Origin of the sequence: Actinokineospora sp. PR83, from assembly GCF_021056305.1 — a bacterium.
GTDB classification, from domain to species: Bacteria; Actinomycetota; Actinomycetes; order Mycobacteriales; family Pseudonocardiaceae; genus Actinokineospora; species Actinokineospora spheciospongiae.
Window position 1 is genome coordinate 120,787 of record NZ_JAJCXD010000041.1, and the last position, 15,979, is coordinate 136,765.

Consider the following 15,979-nt stretch of genomic DNA (forward strand, 5'->3'; position numbering starts at 1 on the left):
CCCGGGGTCAGGCGGTGGCGCGGCCCGCGGGTGGGACCGGTTCCTTCGGCGGACCCGGCGGTGTGCCGTCGCCGAAGGGTCGGCCGCCCAGGGACTCGCGGCCGTGCGGGGTGAGCCACAGCGAGAGGTCCGGGCCGCCGGGGAGGATGTGGTGCGGGTTCGACTCGTCCAGCACCAGGTGGTAGTGGCGGTTGATGTGGTCGAAGTCGACCGTGTCACCGAAACCGGGGGTCTGGTAGAGGTCGCGGGCGTAGGCCCACAGGTTCGGCAGCTCCGCCAGCTTGTTGCGGTTGCAGCGGAAGTGGCCGTGGTAGACGAGGTCGAACCGCGCCAGGCTCGGGAAGAGGCGGACGTCGGGTTCGGTGATGGTCTCGCCCATGAGGTAGCGGCGGGTGGCCAGCCGCGCCTCCAGGGCGTCCAGCCGGGCGAACAGGGCCGCGAACGCGCGGTCGTAGGCCGCCTGCTCCTTGGCCATGCCCACCTCGTAGACGCCGAGGATGACGTCGGCGTGCAGTTCGGCGTTGAGGGCGTCGATCTCCTCGCGCAGGGCTTCCGGGTACAGCTCGGGTGCGCCGGGGCGGTGCAGCGGGCGCCACTCGGTCGCCAGGTCGAGGGGGATGGTGTCGAAGTCGTTGGTGACCACGTGCCCGGTGCCGACGTCGACCACGGCGGGCACCGGGAAACCGCCGTCGTAGTCCGGGTCGGCGGCCAGGTAGGGCTCGCTGAGGTGGTGGACGCCGAGCACCGGGTCGCGGCCGCCGGGGTCGAGGGTGAAGCGCCAGCCGCGCTCGTCCTGGATCGGGTCGACCAACCCCATCGACAGCGCGTCCTCCAGGCCCAGCAGCCTGCGGGAGATCAGCACCCGACTGGCGAACGGGCACGCTCGGCCTGCCAGCAGCCGGTAGCGGCCCGCCTCGACCGGCCAGGGCGAGCCCGCGCGGATGCGGGCGTCGAAACGGCTGGCGGTCATCACCGGTTCATCGGTTCCCACGACACCTCCACGTTGTCCTCGGTCGAGCTTGGCAGATCCGCCGCGACCGCGCCGGACCGCTTGCGGGCGAACAGGAGCACGGCGGCGACGGCGTTGAGCGCGGCCAGCGCCAGGCACAGCGCCACCAACCCGCCGACGGCCACCATCACCCCGGCGATCACCAGGCTGCCCACCGCACCGGCGGCGCCCATCGCGAACTCGCCCAGGCCCTCGGCCCTCGGCCGCAGCGGCTCGGGGGTGGCCTCGATCAGCCACATGCTGCCGCTGATCAGGTGGGCGTTCCACAGCAGCGCCACCAGCACCAGCAGCACCAGGTCCACGACCAGGTTCCCGCTGAGCAGTCCGAGCAGCATCAGCGCGGCCATGCCGATCATCGCCACCAGCGCCAGCCGCCGCGCCCCCAGGCGCGCGGCGAGGGCGGCGGACAGCGGCGCGAAGCCGAACATCGCTCCGATGTGGACGGCCATGACGATCCCCACCAGGTCCAGCCCGGCGCCGTGGTGCTGCAGGTGGTTCGGGGCGGCCCCCATCAGCGCCACCATCGACAGGTTCCCGATGCCGAGCACCGCCAGCGGCCGCACCCGCCCGGGCACCCGGACCGAGCCGCCGGTGCGCGGGGGCTCCACGACCGGCGTGGTCTGCCCGCGCAGCCCCAGCCCGATCAGCGCCGCGACCGGGAACACGACCACGGCGAGCAGGTGCAGCGCGGTCTCCTGGGCGAACCCGAGCGCGGCGGCCACCGGACCCAGCGGACCCAGCAGCAACGGCCCCACCACCGCCCCGACGGTCACCGCGCCGACGGCGATGCCGATGGACCGGGCGACCCTCCCCGGCTCGGCCACGTCGGCGGCCACGTAGCGCCCCAGCATCACCCCGGTCGTCCCCGCCCCCAGCAGCGCGGAGCCGATCAGCAGCGCCGCCATCCCCCAGTGCGGGGAGAACACCGCGACCGCCGCACCGAGCGCGGCGGCCAGGTGGCAGGCGAGGATGCCGTACATCCGCCCACTGCGGCGCATCACCCACGCCGCCGCGGGCCCGGAGACGGCGGACCCGGCCACCAGGGCGCCCATGGCGAGGGACCCGGAGGCGGCGGACCCGGTGATCAGCTCGGCCAGCAGCGGCCCGGAGGCCGCCCCCGCCGCCAACCCCAGCGAGCCCACGACCTGGCTGACGCACAGGAAGACCAGCGCACGGTTCATCACGACACTCCCGACACGAGACTCGGCAACGGAGACACACGGCTCGAACGGCCTGCGGCCGCCCGGCGGCACAACAGCAGAGCCGCCCGGCGGCACAACAGCGAAGCCGCCCGGCGGCACGACAGCGGGACCTGCCTGCGGCACGACAGCGGGACCTGCCTGCGGCACGACAGCGGAGCCGCCCGGCGGCACAGCGGGGCGGCGCAGCGGGGCGCCGTCGAGGCGGCCCGGCGGTACCACAGCGCGGCGGCCCGGCGGACCGCCGACGAGGGCCGTGTCCCGGCGGGCGGCTCCCGGGGCCACGGGGTCACCGCTCGGCCCACCAGCGCACCCGGTCGTCGACCATCCGGTCGGTGGGGCTCATGGTGGACCGCATGGTCGACGACAGTCGGGCGACCAGCCGGACGATCGGCGGCGGCGCCTGCGCGAGCATCCCCTCCAGCAGCGTCTTCGCCAACCGGTCCACGGTCTCCTGGACGGCGCCCGGTTCCCCGGCTGCGCTGTGCCGGTCGATCCGGTCCATCAGCCGCCCCGCCACGGTGGGCAGCCGGAACCGGACCGGGACCAGGTCGACCGCCGGGGACGAGGACGGCACGGCCAGCGGCGCCTCGAAGGCGTTGAACAGCGCACTGGTGCCCGAGGCGCCCATCGGGGCGGCCAGGTCGGGGCACCCGTCGTGCCCGTCGGAGTCGTCGGCCAGCGGCACCGCCGCCAGCCCCTCCTCGGCGAGCGCCCCCAGCACCAGGTCGAAGGCGCGCACCGGGTGGGCCAGGTCGCGCACCGCGTGCAGCCCGGAGGCCTCCTCCCCCGCGCCCAGGGCGGTGGCCAGCAGCAACCGCACGCACTCGCGCGCGGACTGGATGTGGAAGCGGTGCCCGGTGTCCGGCAGCCACACCACCGAGTCCTCCTCCCCCGCCCGGCGCAGCCGCTCGACCAGCGGCACGGGGTCGACGACGTGCGCGGCCCTGGCCACGGCCGTGCGCAGCAGCCCGCGGGTGGAGGCGTCGGCGACGATCAGCTCGGCGATCCGCTCGGCGGCGGTCACCGAGTCGCGGGAGTAGGGCATCAGCGACCGCTCGGTCGAGCCGAGGACCAGCGCCCCCGCCCGGCTGCCGATCGCCGCCTCGACCACGTGCCGGGTGCCCAGGATCGTGGTGGTCGCCGGGTCCGGGCCGGGGTCGGGGCCCAGGCCGTAGTCGCTGTGCCCGGCGAGGTGGAAGACGATGTCGGGCCGGGCGGCGCCGAAGACCGCGGCCACCGCGGCCCGGTCCCGGACGTCCACGGCGTGGTGCTCGACCGGCCCGGCGGGGGCGGTGGGGCTCGCGGCGACCGTGCTCAGCACCCGCGGGCCGAGGTCGAGCAGCGCCGCGCACAGCGCCGCCCCCACCTGCCCGGACGCGCCGGTGACCAGGACCCTGCGGTGCTCGATCAGGTCCTGGACGCGCCCGACCGGCACCACGATGTCGCGCTCGGCGGCCGCCAGGAAGCGCAGGTACTCCTCCGCGCCGTGCCGGTGCAGCCGCACCAGGTCGGCGGAGAGGCCGCGCAGCCGCTCGCGGGTGCCCGGGTCGACCGGCACCCCGCGCGGTGGGGCCGCGGACCTCAGTTCCGCGAGCACCCGTTCGATCTCGCCCGCTCGTCGCATCCCCTGTCGCCTCACCCACCGGACCCGTTGACGCTCTGACGGTAGACAGGACCGCTCTCCGGTCGGTCTCAGCCGCGGAGAGCGCGGGTGGTGGGCGGCCGCCCACCACCCGCGGTGCGGGCGCTCAGGCGCCGCCCTTGATACCGCTGATCACGCCGTGCGGGGTCCAGGTGTCGCCGGGGGCGCGGTGGACCTCGGCGAAGCCCGCCTCGCGCAGCCACCCCTCGTAGTCGCCCCAGGGGTAGATCATGCTGCGCGGGGCGGTGAGCGTGGCGAAGTAAGCGTTGTCCAGCGCGGAGTACAGCGGCCCGTCGCCGGAGTCGTCGGACATCACGTTGAACACCATCACCCGGCCCCCGTCGGGGAGGGCGGCGTGCGCGCGGCGCAGCAGGTCGAGGTTCTGCTCGGCCGACCAGATCACCAGTTGGTTGGCGAACAGCACCGCGTCGTGCCCCGCCGGGTACTCGTCGTGGAAGATGTCCAGCGGGGCGACGTCGATGCGGTCGGCCAACCCGGCCTCGGCGATCTTGCCGCGGGCGATCTCGACCGCCCCCGGCAGGTCGACCACGGTGAACCGCACGCCCGGGTTGGCCCTGGCCAGGGCGATGGCGTTGACGCCGTCACCGCCGCCGACGTCGAGGACCCTGGAGACGCCGGTCAGGTCGGCCTTGGCCACCAGGACCGGGTTCGACAGCCGCGACCACGACCGCATGGACCGGTAGAACAGCGCTTCCAGGTGGGGGGTCTCCGGCAGCCGGTGGTAGAGGTCGTCGCCCTCGCCCGCGAACCGGGCCAGGCCCGCGTTGGTGTCCGAGCGCAGCGACTCCACCAGGTCCGACAGCGGCAGGTAGACCAGCTCGGCCTCGAAGGCCACGATGTCGGCGAAGATGTCCCACGAGCCGTCGGCGAACATCTCCGCGAGCACCGGGGCGTTGCGGTGCGAGCCGTCCTCGGTCACCTCGGTCAGCCCGAGCGCGGTGACGCCCAGCAGCAGGATGCGGGTCGAGCGCTCGGACAGGCCCAGGGCCGGGCCGATGTCGGCGGCGGGCAGTTCGCCCTTGTCCTGCAGCAGCCCGAACAGGCCGAGTTCGACGCCCGCGCGCAGCATCTGGAAGGCGGCGGCGCCGAACAGCGGGCCGACCAGGTCCTCCCTGGACGAGATCTTGTTCATCGGGATTCCTCTCAGGACACGTCGAACAGGGTGCCGGGCACGGGGTTGCAGCGCTGTTCGCCGAGCGCGCCCAGCGCGGCCATCTGGGCCTCGTCCAGGGCGAACCCGGTCAGGTCGAAGTTCGCCCGGATGCGGTCGTCGCGCTCGGACTTGGGGATGACGACCACCCCGAGCTGCAGGTGCCAGCGCAGCACGACCTGGGCCGGGGTCCGGTCGACGGCGCGGGCGATCGCCACCACGTCCGGGTGCTGCAAGAGGCCCTGGTTGCGCCCGATGGGGCTCCAGGCCTGGGTGACGATGCCGCGCTCGGCGTGGGCGGCGCGCAGGTCGTCCTGCGGGAACATCGGGTGCAGCTCGACCTGGTTGACCGCGGGCACGACACCGGTCTCCTCGGCCAGCCGGTCCAGCTCGGGCACGCCGAAGTTGGACACGCCGATCGAGCGGATGCGGCCCTCCTCGCGCAGCCGCACCATGGCCCGCCAGCTCTCGACGTACTTGCCCAGCGCGGGGCGGGGGTAGTGGATGAGGTACAGGTCGACGGTGTCGAGGCCGAGCTTGTCGGCGCTGCGGTCGAAGGCGCGCAGGGTCTCGTCGTGGCCGTGGTCGTCGTTCCACAGCTTCGTGGTGACGACGAACTCCGCGCGCGGCACGCCGGAGTTGGCGATCGCCTTGCCGACGCCTTCCTCGTTGCCGTAGGCCGCGGCGGTGTCGATGAGCCGGTAGCCGGTCTCGATGGCCGCGCTCAGCGGCGCCACCACGTCGTCCGGGGAGATCATGAAGACGCCGTAGCCGATCTGCGGGAGCGTGGTCCCGTCGTTCAGCGGCAGGTGCGGTACTGGGGGCACGGGCTGTAGTCCTCTCGTCCTCTCGGGCTCAGCTGTAGCGGGCGGGCTCGGGCACCTCGTCCAGCAGCCGGAACAGCCCGACCTCGCGGCGCTGGTAGGCCACCGGGTGGTGCAGGGTGTGCGTGCGCACGTTGCGCCAGAACCGGTCGAAGCCGAAGGAGTTCGCGGTGGAGCGGGCACCGGTGACCTCGAAGATGCGGCTGGTCACCTCCAGGGCGACCTCGTCGGCGCGGGTCTTGACCGCCGCGGTGCGGACCTTGTACTCCCCGCGCATCCGCGGGGTGACCGACAGCCGGTCGCGGTGCAGGGCCAGGCCCTCCTGGGCGACCTGGTCGGCGAAGGCCTCCGCGGCCCACACCTTCGCGGTGAGGTCACCGATGGTGTCCTGCACGCGGGGCTCGTCCACCGTGCGGTCGTAGCCGCCCCAGCCGCGCTTGCCCTGGGTGTAGTCGATGGCGGCGTTGAGCGCGCCGTTGGCCACGCCCAGCCACAGGTTCGCGAACAGGAGCTGCCCGATCGGGATGTTCATCGTCATGTAGGGGTGCGGCTGGAACTTCTTGTCGGTGAAGCCCAGCGCGTCCTCCCACGGCACCCGGACGTCGCTGATGCTGACGCCGCCGCTGTCGGTGAGCCGCTGCCCCATGTTGTCCCAGTTGTCGTGGTAGACGATGCCGGGCTGGTCGGTCGGCACGACGCCGATGACGTGGTCGCCGTTGTCCAGCACGCCTTCGAGCACGGTGTGGTCGGAGACCTTCACCCCGGTGCAGAAGCTCTTCTTGCCGCTGAACACCAGGTGGTCGCCCTCGTCGGTGGCCACCACGTCGGCGTCGCGCGGGTTGAGGGCGCAGCCGAAGAACCAGTTGCCCCTGGCGGCGTCGCGCTCGATGCGCTCGATCTGCTCGGCGGTGCCGACCATGCGCGGCAGCCAGCACCAGGTGAAGTGGTCGCCGACGAGTTGGCCGATGGAGCCGTCGGCCGCGCCGATGGCCCGGACGACCCGGTAGGCGGTGGGCCACTCCTGGCCACCGCCGCCGTGCTCGGCGGGGCCGAGCAGGGTCGCCAGGCCCGAGTCCTTGACGACCTGGATCTCCGCGTGCGGGGTGCGGTGGGAGCGGTCGCGCTCGGCGGCGCCCTCGGAGATGACCCCGGCGACCTCGTGCGCGCGGGCCACCCACCCGTCGGGGGTGGTGGGGCGCTCGGACCAGTCGGGGTGCTCGGTGGTGGTGGGTGCGGGGAGGGTGGTGGTCACGGTGGTCTCCTTCGGTCGGGCGGGGACGGCGGGCCCGGCGGCGGGTCAGGTCTGCGGCGCGGTGGTGCCGTGCGGGTTGTCGATGATCGAGCGCCAGAGGCCGTCCGCGCCGCGGCGCAGGACGTCGGTGCTGGAGCCGGTCAGGCACAGGTGCGAGCCGTCGGGCGCCTCGCCCTCGACCCGCCAGTCGGCGATGATCAGCGCGGTGTCGTCGGCGACGTAGACGTACCGGTCCCGGATGTCCATCGGCAGGCCCAGGGCGAGGAAGTCGGCCACCGCCTGCCGGGCGTCGGCCCCGGTGACGCCGTCGCCGGGGCCGCGGACGAAGACCGCCCTCGGGTCCATCGTGGCCACGACGGCGTCCGGGTCGCCGGAGTTGAACGCGCGGGCGAAGTTGGCGGTGTGCTCGTGCGGGTCGGCGACCGGCGCGAAGGTGTCGGTTGACGGGGGCATGGGGGTTTCCTCTCCTGGTCAGGCGATGGCGGCGGGTTCGGGCCAGGCCGAGTAGGACCGCAGCCCGTAGAGCAGGGGGCGCCGGACTCCCCGGCGCAGCACGCGTTCGACGGTGCCCATGACGACGGTGTGGTCGCCAACGGGTTCGGCGCGGACCACCGCGCAGTCGGCGACGGAGTGCGCGTCGGCGCGCAGGTGCGGGCCCCGGGCCTCGTCGTCGACCGTCCACTCGACGCGGTCGAACCGCAGCGGGTCACCGGAGGCGAACAGCTCCGCGGTGCGCCGCGCGTCGTGTTCGAGCAGGTTGACCGCGAACGTCCCGCGGTCGAGCACCGCGGCCAGGGTCGGGCTGGCGGTGCGCAGGCACACCAGCAGCGTCGGCGGTTCGACGGTCACGCTGCACACCGAGGAGCAGGTCATCCCCCACGGCTCGCCGTCGTCGGACACGGCGGTCACCACGGACACGCCGGTCGGGAACCCCGCCATGAGCGCGCGGAAGTCGTCCTCCCGCACGTCCTCGGGTTCACTTCGGTCTGACATGGACACCGCCTCTGCCGGTTGGGGGCCGCACCCGGCCCTCGCGGTCTCGCGATCACCTCCCCACCCACGCTATGAGCGCCCCCTCTCGACCCACTCTCCGCAGCCTCTCGCCCGGCTGATCGGCCGCGGAAAACGTCACGGCCGCCGGGGAGCCCGGCGGCCGTGACGTGGGTTTTCGGTTGTACTGCGGGAAGTGCGGGAGGGTCAGGAGTCGGTGCGCACGGCCTTGAGCGCCTCGGCGATGCGGGCGAACCGGCCGCCGTGGAACTCGGCGGCGGCCTGGACCTGCTTGCGCAGGTCCTCGTCGGTGTGGGTGGCGCTGATGCCGTAGGGGTTGCCGCCCGCGGCGTGGATGACGTCGTAGTCGGCGTAGCCGGTGGGGACGATGATCGAACCCCAGTGGTGCATGACGTTGTAGAGGGCCACCAGCGTGGTCTCCTGGCCGCCGTGCAGCTCGTAGCTGCTGGTGAAGCCGGTCGCGGCCTTGCCCACCATGACGCCCTCGTTCCACAGCCCCGACGTGGAGTCGAGGAACTGCTTGAGCTGCGAGGCCACGTTGCCGAAGCGGGTGGGCGTGCCGAAGGCGAAGCCGTCGGCCCAGCGCAGGTCGTCCAGGGTGGCGACCGGGATGTCGGCGGTGGCGTCGAGGTGCGCCCGCCACTCGGGGTTCTTGTCGATCTGGTCGTCGGGCACCAGTTCGGCGGCGCGCCGGAGCCGGACCTCGGCCCCCGCGGCCTCGGCGCCGCGGACGATCCCCTCGGCCAGCCGGTGGATCGTGCCCGTGGACGAGTAGTAGATCACCGCAATCCGAGCAGCCATCGTTCACCTCTCAAAGATTCTTTGCGGAACCGTTCTCCTGAGAACGGTACGGCGAAGACTGTTCTCATGTCAACTGTTGCGAGCTAGACTCGGGGGATGACAAACGCTCAGGAGCAGGCGTGGGGCGCGGTCTACCGGTTCACCGCCATGACCAACGCCCGGCTCGACGGCGCCCTGCGCGCCGAGAGCGGCATGTCGCTGGCCGAGCACGAACTGCTGGCCACCCTGGACGCGCACGGCGGCACCGCCAGGATGGGCGAGCTGGCCAGGGCCATGATGTTCTCCAAGAGCGGCACCACCCGGCTGGTCGCCAAGCTGGAGGAGCAGAACGGCTGGGTCGCGCGCACCCTGCGCCCCAGCGACCGCCGCGCCACCTGGGCCGAGCTGACCCCGCTGGGCCGCAAGGCCCTCGCCACCTCGCGCCCGGTGTACCGGGCCGCGGTGGCCGCGGTCTTCGGCGGCCACCTGCCCGACACCGGCCTGACCCGCATGGCGGGCGACCTGGAGCACGTCATCGCGGCCAACGGCTGGTCCGCCGACCCCGGCACCTGCCCGGACAGCTTCGCCGCACCGGGGTCCTGACCGCTCACCGCACCCGGGGCGGGGTCAACTCGGTGACGTCGGTGCTGAAGTCCCACCGGTCCAGGCCCGCCGCGGGCACCCGCACCCCGGCCGCGCGGTCGCGGTGGCGGGCGGCGAAGCGCAGCCCCTCGGCCTCCAGCAGCAACCAGCCGCCGGGGTCGGACTTGACCATGTCGATCATCAACTGGCAGGCGCCGTTGGGGCACTCCAGCAGTTCGGAGTCCTCGGGAACCCCGCTGAGAAGCTGCTCGGCGCGCTGGGCCAGGCCGAGCCAGCAGTCCGCGGACCGGTCGAGCAGTTCGGCGCGCTCGGCCGCGGTCAGCTCCCGCAGCGCCCGCTCCCGGGCGTAGAGCCCGCCCAACCGGTGCATCCGGTAGCGCATGACGCCCATGTGGTCCTCACCAGCCGCGTGCAGCAGACCGCGGTCCACCAGGTGCTCCAGCACCGATTCCACGATCGGGATCGGGGTGTTCGTCGCGGCGGCCACCACCCAGGCGCCGAAGTCGGGGACCTGCAACAACCCCAGCGAGATCCACACCCGCCGCGCCTGCTCGGACAGCGCGTCCGCGCTCGGCTCCAGGTAGGACCGCATGTCCAGGGTGCCGTGCGACAGCTCGTCGAGCCGCCGGTAGGGGTCGCTGAGCCGCTGGGCGAGGTGCTCGACCCCGAGGTGCGGGCGGGCGGCCAGCCGCGCGGCGGCGGCGCGCACCGACAGCGGCAGCCTGCCGGTGGCGTTGACCAGGCGGTGGGCGGCGTCCGGCTCGGCGGTGACGCGGTCCTCGCCGACCACGTTGCACAGCAGCCGCACGGACTGCTCGACGGTCAGCACCCCCACCTCGACCGGCACCGCCCCCGGCACGTCGGACAGGTGGCAGCGGCTGGTCATCAGCAGCGCCGCCTCCGGGTGCGCGGGCATCACCGGGCAGACCCAGTCCGAGGTGGGCACGTCGTCGAGCAGGACCAGGATGCGCTTGCCGTCGATGAGGCTGCGGAACAGCCCGGACCGCTCGGCCTGGTCGGCGGGCATGGCCGAGTCGGACACGCCGAGGGCGCGCAGGAAGCGGGCCAGCACCTCCGGCACCGGGACGGTGTCGGATCGGGAACCGCGCAGGTCGGCGTAGAGCTGCCCGTCCGGGAACTCGCCGCGCACCTGGTGGGCGACGTTCACCGCGAGCGCGGACTTGCCCGCGCCGAAGTTGCCGTGCACCCCGCACACCCTGGGCGCCACCCGGCGCCGTTCGGTGAGGGCGGCCCGGATGAGGTCGGCGTGCTCGGGGCGGTCCACGAAGTCCGGGACGGTGGAGACGAGCTGCGCCGGGACGGGGGTCGCGCGCACCTGCGGCTCGACGGCCGCGGCCGCGGGCTCCCCCGCCAGGATGCGCTGCTGCATCTCGCGCAGCGCGCGGCCCGGTTCCAGGCCGAGTTCGTCGATCAGCCGGGCGCGACCGCGGGCGTAGACGTCCAGCGCCTCCGCTCGGCGGTCGGCGCTGTAGAGGGCGTGCATCAGCTTGGCGCGTAAACCCTCGCGCAGGGGGTGCTGCTCGACCAGCGCGGTCAACTCGTCGATCAGCTCCCGGGAGCGGCCGCACTCCATCTCCAGCGCGAGGCACTCCTCCAGCACGGCGAGCCTGCGCTCCTCCCACTGCGCGGCCATGGCCTGCACGACCGGGCTGTCCACCTCGGCCAGCACCGGGCCGCGGAACAGCGCGAGCGCGCAGCGGAACCGCTTGGCGGCCATGGACCTGTCCCCGCTCGCCGCCAGCGCCCGGGCCTCGTCGACGCCGGTGGTGAACCGGTGGCTGTCGACCGCCTGCGGGTCGACGCGCAGGGTGTAGCCGGCGGCGGTGGTCTCGATCAGGTCGGGCGCCCCGGCGACGGAGAAGGACCGGCGCAACCGCCAGACGCAGGTCTGCACCTGCTCGGCGGCGGTCTTCGGCGGGCGCCCGCCCCAGAGGGCCTCGACGAACTCCGGGATCGTGACCGTCCGCCCGGGGGCGGACAGCAGCAGGGCGAGCACGATCCGCTGGCGGTTGCGACCGACGTTGATCGCCGCGCCCCCGTAAGCCGCTTCCAGCGAACCGAGAATTTGGAAGAACATCCTTCGATTGCCCCCTCTATTTCTTGTGTTCCCCGCCGACAACACGCGAAATCCCCTTGGGATCACTTCCGGAAGATCAACCAAAGCGTATCAGCGGCCCGACAGAAGCGCTGAACCGGACATATCGATCACCAGTATGGACCAACGTCCAATACGGACGGTACTCGCCGCAGACCGCAACTCGTTGTCGCTTTCCCGCAAGGTTATCGTCGTATAGCTGCACTCGGAGGCAGGCAAAACCCGCCAGTCGGAGTAGCCCCCCACCATTGTTGAAGCCGAAACGAAAGGGATCGAAGAGAATGCTGAGTTTACCTCAAAAAGAATCTCTCCTCAATGAACGTGAACAGCAAGTGACCCTACCGGGGACAAACGACTCGGCACCGGTTCCGGGCTCCGCGGCGTTCCTGGCCGACCCGGCCGACAACAGGCCCGACGACGCGGTCGAACGGCGCGGCGCCCACTGGCACACCTCCTGCGCCGGGCTTCGACCGCACTCGATCGCAGTCCAGAGCCGAACGCTGGCGATTCGCGTTCTCAACCCGCTCTTGCGCCACCCCACGTACCCGCACCGAGCGGCGTCCAACCCCGGATGTTCCCCGTGGGCGGCCCCGCACCGCCGGTGAGGCGCCGGGCTATGGTCGGGTGAGCGCACGGTCGAACGGATGGAGCAGGCGATGGGCACGGCCGGGAACGACGACGAGAACGTGGTGGACGCCGAGGTGGTGGAGGACAGGTCCCCGGCCGCAGTCGAGCAGGTGCCGCCGCCGTCGGACTACTCCGCGGACGGGGTGCCCAGCTTCGACTACGTCCGCGACCGGATCGAGAACCGCGTGCACACCTCCACCGGCTCGGTCGAGCTCGCGGGCCTGGGCGGCACCGGCCCGGACGTGGAGTCCCTGGACAAGGAGCTGGCCGAGCGGGACGAGGCGGGCCGGGCCAAGCTGGCCGAGATCCGCCGCTCGATGGGCCTCGACTGACCACCCGGGACACCCGCCGAGGTGGTCCCCACCCGGGTTTCGGGAATCTTTCCCGACCGGGGCAACCGACCGTCGACCGCACCGCGTGGGTTACCGGTGAGAGCACCGCACGGGGCGGTGCTCCCGGAGACCTGGAGCACGTGTGCGCATTCGAATGACGATCGTCGGCGGGGTCCTGCTGACCGGCGCGGCCGTGGCGGGCGTCCCCTTCCTGGCGTCGGCCGTGACCGGACCGGCCCAGCCCGGGGTGGAGACCTCCCCGCCCGCGGTGTCCCCCCTGCCGTCGCCGGGCCTGACCCCCCTGCCCACCCCCGGGCAGCCCAGCCTGACCCCGCAGCCCGCACCGGGTGAGCCGAGCGTCACGCCCGCGCCCGCCCCGGGCGGGCCGAACCTCTCCCCCCGCCCCGCGCCCGGGCAGCCGAGCGTGACCCCGCGACCCGCACCGGGTGCGCCGAGCGCGACTCCGCGGCCCGCCCCCGGGGAGCCGAGCGTGACCCCCGCGCCCGCACCGGCCGTCACCCCGTCGCCCGCGCCGGGGCGGCCCGCCCCCACCGCCGCCCCCGCCCCGGTGACCACCGCGGGCTGACCTCGACTGCTGCCAGGATCGGTGCGCCCGCCCGGGAGTGCGCACCGACCGGCCGGAAGGCGTTGCACTGTGCGGTTCTCCGCCGCGGGGGCGTCGACGGACACCTCCGCCTTCACCGCGTGCTTCAACCGGCACGTGGACTCGGTCCGCGTGACCGCCTACCTGCTCTGCCGGGACCGGCACCGCGCCGAGGACCTCACGCAGGCCGCGTTCCTCAAGCTCTACCTGGCCTGGTCGCGCCTGGACGAGCACGAGCACCTGGGCGCCTACCTGCGCAAGGTGGTGGTGCGCGAGTTCCTCACCGACCGCCGCCGCGCCTGGTGGCGCCGGGAGTCCGGTGTGGACGAGCCACCCGAGTCGCCGGTGGTGGAACCGGACCGGGAGGACCGGGTGGTGCTCTGGGACCTGATCTCCGCGCTGCCGCCCCGGCAGCGCGCGGTGCTGGTGCTGCGCTTCTGGCAGGACCTCGACGTCAACGACACGGCGGCCGCGCTCGGCTGCACGCCGGGTACGGTCAAGAGCCAGACCTCGAAGGCGCTGGCCGCGCTGCGCGCCCGGCTCTCCGAAGGCAGGGAAAGCTATGCACGCTGACGACATCCGCGCCGCCCTGGACCAGGCGGAGCAGGGCTACCGCCCCACCGGGGCCGCCGACCCGACCGCGATCATCGAGCGCGGTCGCCGCATCCAGCGCCGCCGCCGGACGGCGGCCGTCACCGCCTCGGCGTTCACCGTCGTCGGCGTCCTGGCCGCCAGCTTCGCCCTGCTGCGCCCGGAACCCGTGCCGCCCGCGGTGCCGGGGCCCGCGCCGAGCGTGGCACCGGTGACCACCACGGAGAACAGCCTGGTGCCACTGACCCCGCAGGCGACCCCGGCACCCGGCGCCCCCGGCCCGAGCGGCAGCCCGTGCTGCCCGGTCGCGACCACCCCCTGAGCACCGGCCCACCGCTGCGCGGACCGCCCGGACCGTCCGCCGCCGAGCCGTTCGTCCCAGGCCGTTCGCCGAGCCGCCCGCCGCCGGGTCATCGGCCGGATGCTCACGGGCGCCCTGTTCGGCAAGGTCGTCTTCCGCTGCGCGGGGGGATGACGGCGAACGCGGGCCGTGGGGTCAGGTCGGCGGGGTGGTGGCCGCGAGCCAGGCCCGGCACGCCAGGGCCCGGTTGACCTCGCGGACGTGCAGACCCGCGCGCAGCCAGGCCAGCGGGAAGGCGTCCCCGGTGTCCCGGACGACCCGGCCGAAGGCGTCGCGTTCCCGGTCGCGGGCGGTGGTGGCGATGTCGGACAGCAGGGAGGCGGTGGTGGTGAGGCCGTTGTCGGTGAGCGCGGCGATCTCGCGGGCGGCGGTGGAGGTGGCGGCAACGGCCCGACCGCCGAGGGCGATCCGGTGCAGGAGCAGTTCGAGCGGGCGCAGCGGAGCAGGCGTGCGGTGGGTCGGCACGCGGCGAGTCGACTCGGGGTCGGTCGGCCTGCTGCGGGCCGCCTCTGGACCGGCCGACGCACGGTGGGCCGGCTCGGGATCGGCTGGCCCGACGAGGGCCTGCCCGGGGTCGGTCGACGTGTGTGGGGCTGCCTTGGGATCGGTCGGTCTGCCGTGGTCCAGCTCGGGGTCGGTCGGCGTGTGGTGGGCAGGCTCGGGATGGGTGCGGAGGTCGCCGGGTGCGGGGGCCGCTACGTGGGAGCGTTGGAGGCGGTCGAGGCCCAGGTCGACGCGGCCGTGGTGGTCGGCGGGGAGCGACAGGTGCTCCGGGTCGCCGGACACGGCGATGGCCAGGGCGGTGGCGGGGCGGTCGGGCAGGAGCCGGGCGACGACGCGGAGCCGCAGCCCCGCCGCGCCCGCGAGGACGCGGAGGTTGTCCAGCGACCGCCCATCGTCGGAGACGAGGTCGATGCGCGCGTCACCGGCGGCGACGCGGAGGGCACCCGCCGCCGCGCCGAGCACGGTGGCGTCGAGGAACAGCAGGTCGGCGCCTGCGGGCCGGTGCGCGTCCGGGCGGGTGTCGGCGGCGAAGGCGCGGGTCACCTGCTCGGCCAGGGGCTGCGCCCACAGGTCAGCCAGGGGCGGCGCGTCCCAGGCGGCGCCGGAAGCGGCAACGGCGCGGACCGCCTTGCCCGCCCCGAGGCGGCGGTCGGTCGAGGCGGTGCCCCCGGAGAGCAACAACCCGGCCCGCCCCAGCCCGCGGTGGGTGAGACCGGACTCCCCGACGGCCACCGGCCCGTCCGCGGCGGCGGGCACCCGTTCGGCACCACCGGGGGTGATCGCCGGGATGGTCCACAGGGTGCCCCCCTGGTCCACGAGGTGGGTGACGACGCCGCCGTAACCGGTGGCCGCCACCACCGCCTCGGTGCAGAGGCCGTACAGGCGCAGGGAACCGATCGGCCGGTACTCGCGCCGGGCCGTACCCCGCAACTCAGCCGGGTCACCGTGCCCGGTGCGCAGGTCGTGGCACAGCAGCATGAGGTCGACGAGGTCTGCGGCGAGCACTTCCCGGTCGAACGCGGAGTCCCCACCCCGCCCCGCCGCCAGGGAGGCGGCGATGCGCAGCCCCCCGGCAGCGGCCCGGTGCAGCCCGGCGACACGAGCGGTGTGCACGGCCCGCAGCACCTCGGCCCGCACCACGGCGCCACTCCCGGTCGCCCCGGATCGCAACACGGTGGCGCAGGCCGCCCACAACACACCCGCCGCCGCCCGCTCAGCAGCCCGGACCGGAGCCGCGACTTCGCCCCCGCCTGCCACAGGAACCCCGGCACCCGACCCACCCGAACCCGGCCCCCCAACCCCACCGACCGCACCCGCCGCCGCAGCGGTGGCCAACCCACCCGACCCAGC

Annotated in this window: 16 protein-coding genes; 5 read left to right on the top strand and 11 right to left on the bottom strand. The window is 74.0% G+C overall.

Annotation, left to right across the window (positions count from 1 at the left end; all coding sequences use genetic code 11):
• Positions 1–7: 7 nt before the first annotated feature.
• The 9 genes from L6E12_RS15790 to wrbA form a co-directional block, all read right to left on the bottom strand.
• Positions 8–970, bottom strand: coding sequence for a glutathione S-transferase family protein (locus tag L6E12_RS15790; protein ID WP_236228669.1), 963 nt, complete (start codon positions 968–970; stop codon positions 8–10).
• The gene (locus L6E12_RS15795) at positions 970–2,190 is read right to left on the bottom strand and encodes an MFS transporter (RefSeq protein WP_236228670.1); all 1,221 of its coding nucleotides are present in this window, start codon (positions 2,188–2,190) and stop codon (positions 970–972) included. Before L6E12_RS15795 ends, L6E12_RS15790 begins: the two co-directional genes overlap by 1 nt.
• Positions 2,191–2,497: 307 nt before the next feature.
• On the bottom strand, positions 2,498–3,835 hold the full coding sequence (locus tag L6E12_RS15800) for an NAD(P)-dependent oxidoreductase (RefSeq protein WP_236228671.1): 1,338 nt from the start codon (positions 3,833–3,835) through the stop codon (positions 2,498–2,500).
• A gap of 124 nt (positions 3,836–3,959) precedes the next feature.
• Complete coding sequence (locus L6E12_RS15805; RefSeq protein ID WP_236228672.1) at positions 3,960–5,006, bottom strand: methyltransferase; 1,047 nt, start codon at positions 5,004–5,006, stop codon at positions 3,960–3,962.
• 11 nt (positions 5,007–5,017) lie between these two features.
• Positions 5,018–5,851, bottom strand: coding sequence for an aldo/keto reductase (locus L6E12_RS15810; protein ID WP_236228673.1), 834 nt, complete (start codon positions 5,849–5,851; stop codon positions 5,018–5,020).
• Positions 5,852–5,879: 28 nt separating this feature from the next.
• Entirely contained in the window at positions 5,880–7,100 is a 1,221-nt protein-coding gene (locus L6E12_RS15815; RefSeq protein ID WP_236228674.1) for an acyl-CoA dehydrogenase family protein, read from the bottom strand.
• Between the two features lie 45 nt (positions 7,101–7,145).
• Complete coding sequence (locus tag L6E12_RS15820; protein ID WP_236228675.1) at positions 7,146–7,553, bottom strand: DUF4440 domain-containing protein; 408 nt, start codon at positions 7,551–7,553, stop codon at positions 7,146–7,148.
• A gap of 18 nt (positions 7,554–7,571) precedes the next feature.
• Positions 7,572–8,093, bottom strand: coding sequence for a flavin reductase family protein (locus tag L6E12_RS15825; RefSeq protein ID WP_236228676.1), 522 nt, complete (start codon positions 8,091–8,093; stop codon positions 7,572–7,574).
• 204 nt (positions 8,094–8,297) lie between these two features.
• On the bottom strand, positions 8,298–8,912 hold the full coding sequence (gene wrbA / locus L6E12_RS15830; protein WP_236228677.1) for an NAD(P)H:quinone oxidoreductase: 615 nt from the start codon (positions 8,910–8,912) through the stop codon (positions 8,298–8,300).
• A 96-nt stretch (positions 8,913–9,008) separates the two neighbouring features.
• Here wrbA and L6E12_RS15835 point away from each other — a divergent pair, with 96 nt between their 5' ends.
• Entirely contained in the window at positions 9,009–9,494 is a 486-nt protein-coding gene (locus L6E12_RS15835; RefSeq protein WP_236228678.1) for a MarR family winged helix-turn-helix transcriptional regulator, read from the top strand.
• 4 nt (positions 9,495–9,498) lie between these two features.
• On the opposite strand, the gene L6E12_RS15840 is transcribed toward L6E12_RS15835, so the two are convergent.
• Positions 9,499–11,592: an AfsR/SARP family transcriptional regulator gene (locus tag L6E12_RS15840; protein ID WP_236228679.1), complete on the bottom strand. Its 2,094-nt coding sequence runs from the start codon at positions 11,590–11,592 to the stop codon at positions 9,499–9,501.
• Between the two features lie 662 nt (positions 11,593–12,254).
• Between L6E12_RS15840 and L6E12_RS15845 the strand changes: the two genes are divergently transcribed.
• The 4 genes from L6E12_RS15845 to L6E12_RS15860 all read left to right on the top strand — a co-directional run bounded on the left by L6E12_RS15845 (position 12,255) and on the right by L6E12_RS15860 (position 14,086).
• Complete coding sequence (locus L6E12_RS15845; protein ID WP_236228680.1) at positions 12,255–12,569, top strand: hypothetical protein; 315 nt, start codon at positions 12,255–12,257, stop codon at positions 12,567–12,569.
• Positions 12,570–12,711: 142 nt separating this feature from the next.
• Positions 12,712–13,155 carry a hypothetical protein gene (locus tag L6E12_RS35110; RefSeq protein ID WP_304523886.1) on the top strand — a complete coding sequence of 148 codons (444 nt, stop codon included), beginning with the start codon at positions 12,712–12,714 and terminating at the stop codon, positions 13,153–13,155.
• A gap of 69 nt (positions 13,156–13,224) precedes the next feature.
• A complete protein-coding gene (locus L6E12_RS15855) occupies positions 13,225–13,746 on the top strand; it encodes an RNA polymerase sigma factor (protein WP_236228681.1) in 522 nt (173 codons plus the stop codon).
• Positions 13,736–14,086: a hypothetical protein gene (locus L6E12_RS15860; protein ID WP_236228682.1), complete on the top strand. Its 351-nt coding sequence runs from the start codon at positions 13,736–13,738 to the stop codon at positions 14,084–14,086. The genes L6E12_RS15855 and L6E12_RS15860 overlap by 11 nt, the downstream gene beginning before the upstream one ends.
• 174 nt (positions 14,087–14,260) lie before the next feature.
• Here the strand turns inward: L6E12_RS15860 and L6E12_RS15865 are convergent, their stop codons facing one another.
• Positions 14,261–15,769 carry a hypothetical protein gene (locus L6E12_RS15865; RefSeq protein ID WP_236228683.1) on the bottom strand — a complete coding sequence of 503 codons (1,509 nt, stop codon included), beginning with the start codon at positions 15,767–15,769 and terminating at the stop codon, positions 14,261–14,263.
• Positions 15,770–15,979: the final 210 nt, after the last annotated feature.

What these genes read in the sequence shown, in the direction of transcription:
- L6E12_RS15790 (WP_236228669.1), bottom strand. Translation starts at nt 970, where the DNA reads ATGACCGCCAGCCGTTTCGACGCCCGCATCCGCGCGGGCTCGCCCTGG.
- L6E12_RS15795 (WP_236228670.1), bottom strand. Translation starts at nt 2,190, where the DNA reads ATGAACCGTGCGCTGGTCTTCCTGTGCGTCAGCCAGGTCGTGGGCTCG.
- L6E12_RS15800 (WP_236228671.1), bottom strand. Translation starts at nt 3,835, where the DNA reads ATGCGACGAGCGGGCGAGATCGAACGGGTGCTCGCGGAACTGAGGTCC.
- L6E12_RS15805 (WP_236228672.1), bottom strand. Translation starts at nt 5,006, where the DNA reads ATGAACAAGATCTCGTCCAGGGAGGACCTGGTCGGCCCGCTGTTCGGC.
- L6E12_RS15820 (WP_236228675.1), bottom strand. Translation starts at nt 7,553, where the DNA reads ATGCCCCCGTCAACCGACACCTTCGCGCCGGTCGCCGACCCGCACGAG.
- L6E12_RS15825 (WP_236228676.1), bottom strand. Translation starts at nt 8,093, where the DNA reads ATGTCAGACCGAAGTGAACCCGAGGACGTGCGGGAGGACGACTTCCGC.
- wrbA (WP_236228677.1), bottom strand. Translation starts at nt 8,912, where the DNA reads ATGGCTGCTCGGATTGCGGTGATCTACTACTCGTCCACGGGCACGATC.
- L6E12_RS15835 (WP_236228678.1), top strand. Translation starts at nt 9,009, where the DNA reads ATGACAAACGCTCAGGAGCAGGCGTGGGGCGCGGTCTACCGGTTCACC.
- L6E12_RS15840 (WP_236228679.1), bottom strand. Translation starts at nt 11,592, where the DNA reads ATGTTCTTCCAAATTCTCGGTTCGCTGGAAGCGGCTTACGGGGGCGCG.
- L6E12_RS15845 (WP_236228680.1), top strand. Translation starts at nt 12,255, where the DNA reads ATGGAGCAGGCGATGGGCACGGCCGGGAACGACGACGAGAACGTGGTG.
- L6E12_RS15860 (WP_236228682.1), top strand. Translation starts at nt 13,736, where the DNA reads ATGCACGCTGACGACATCCGCGCCGCCCTGGACCAGGCGGAGCAGGGC.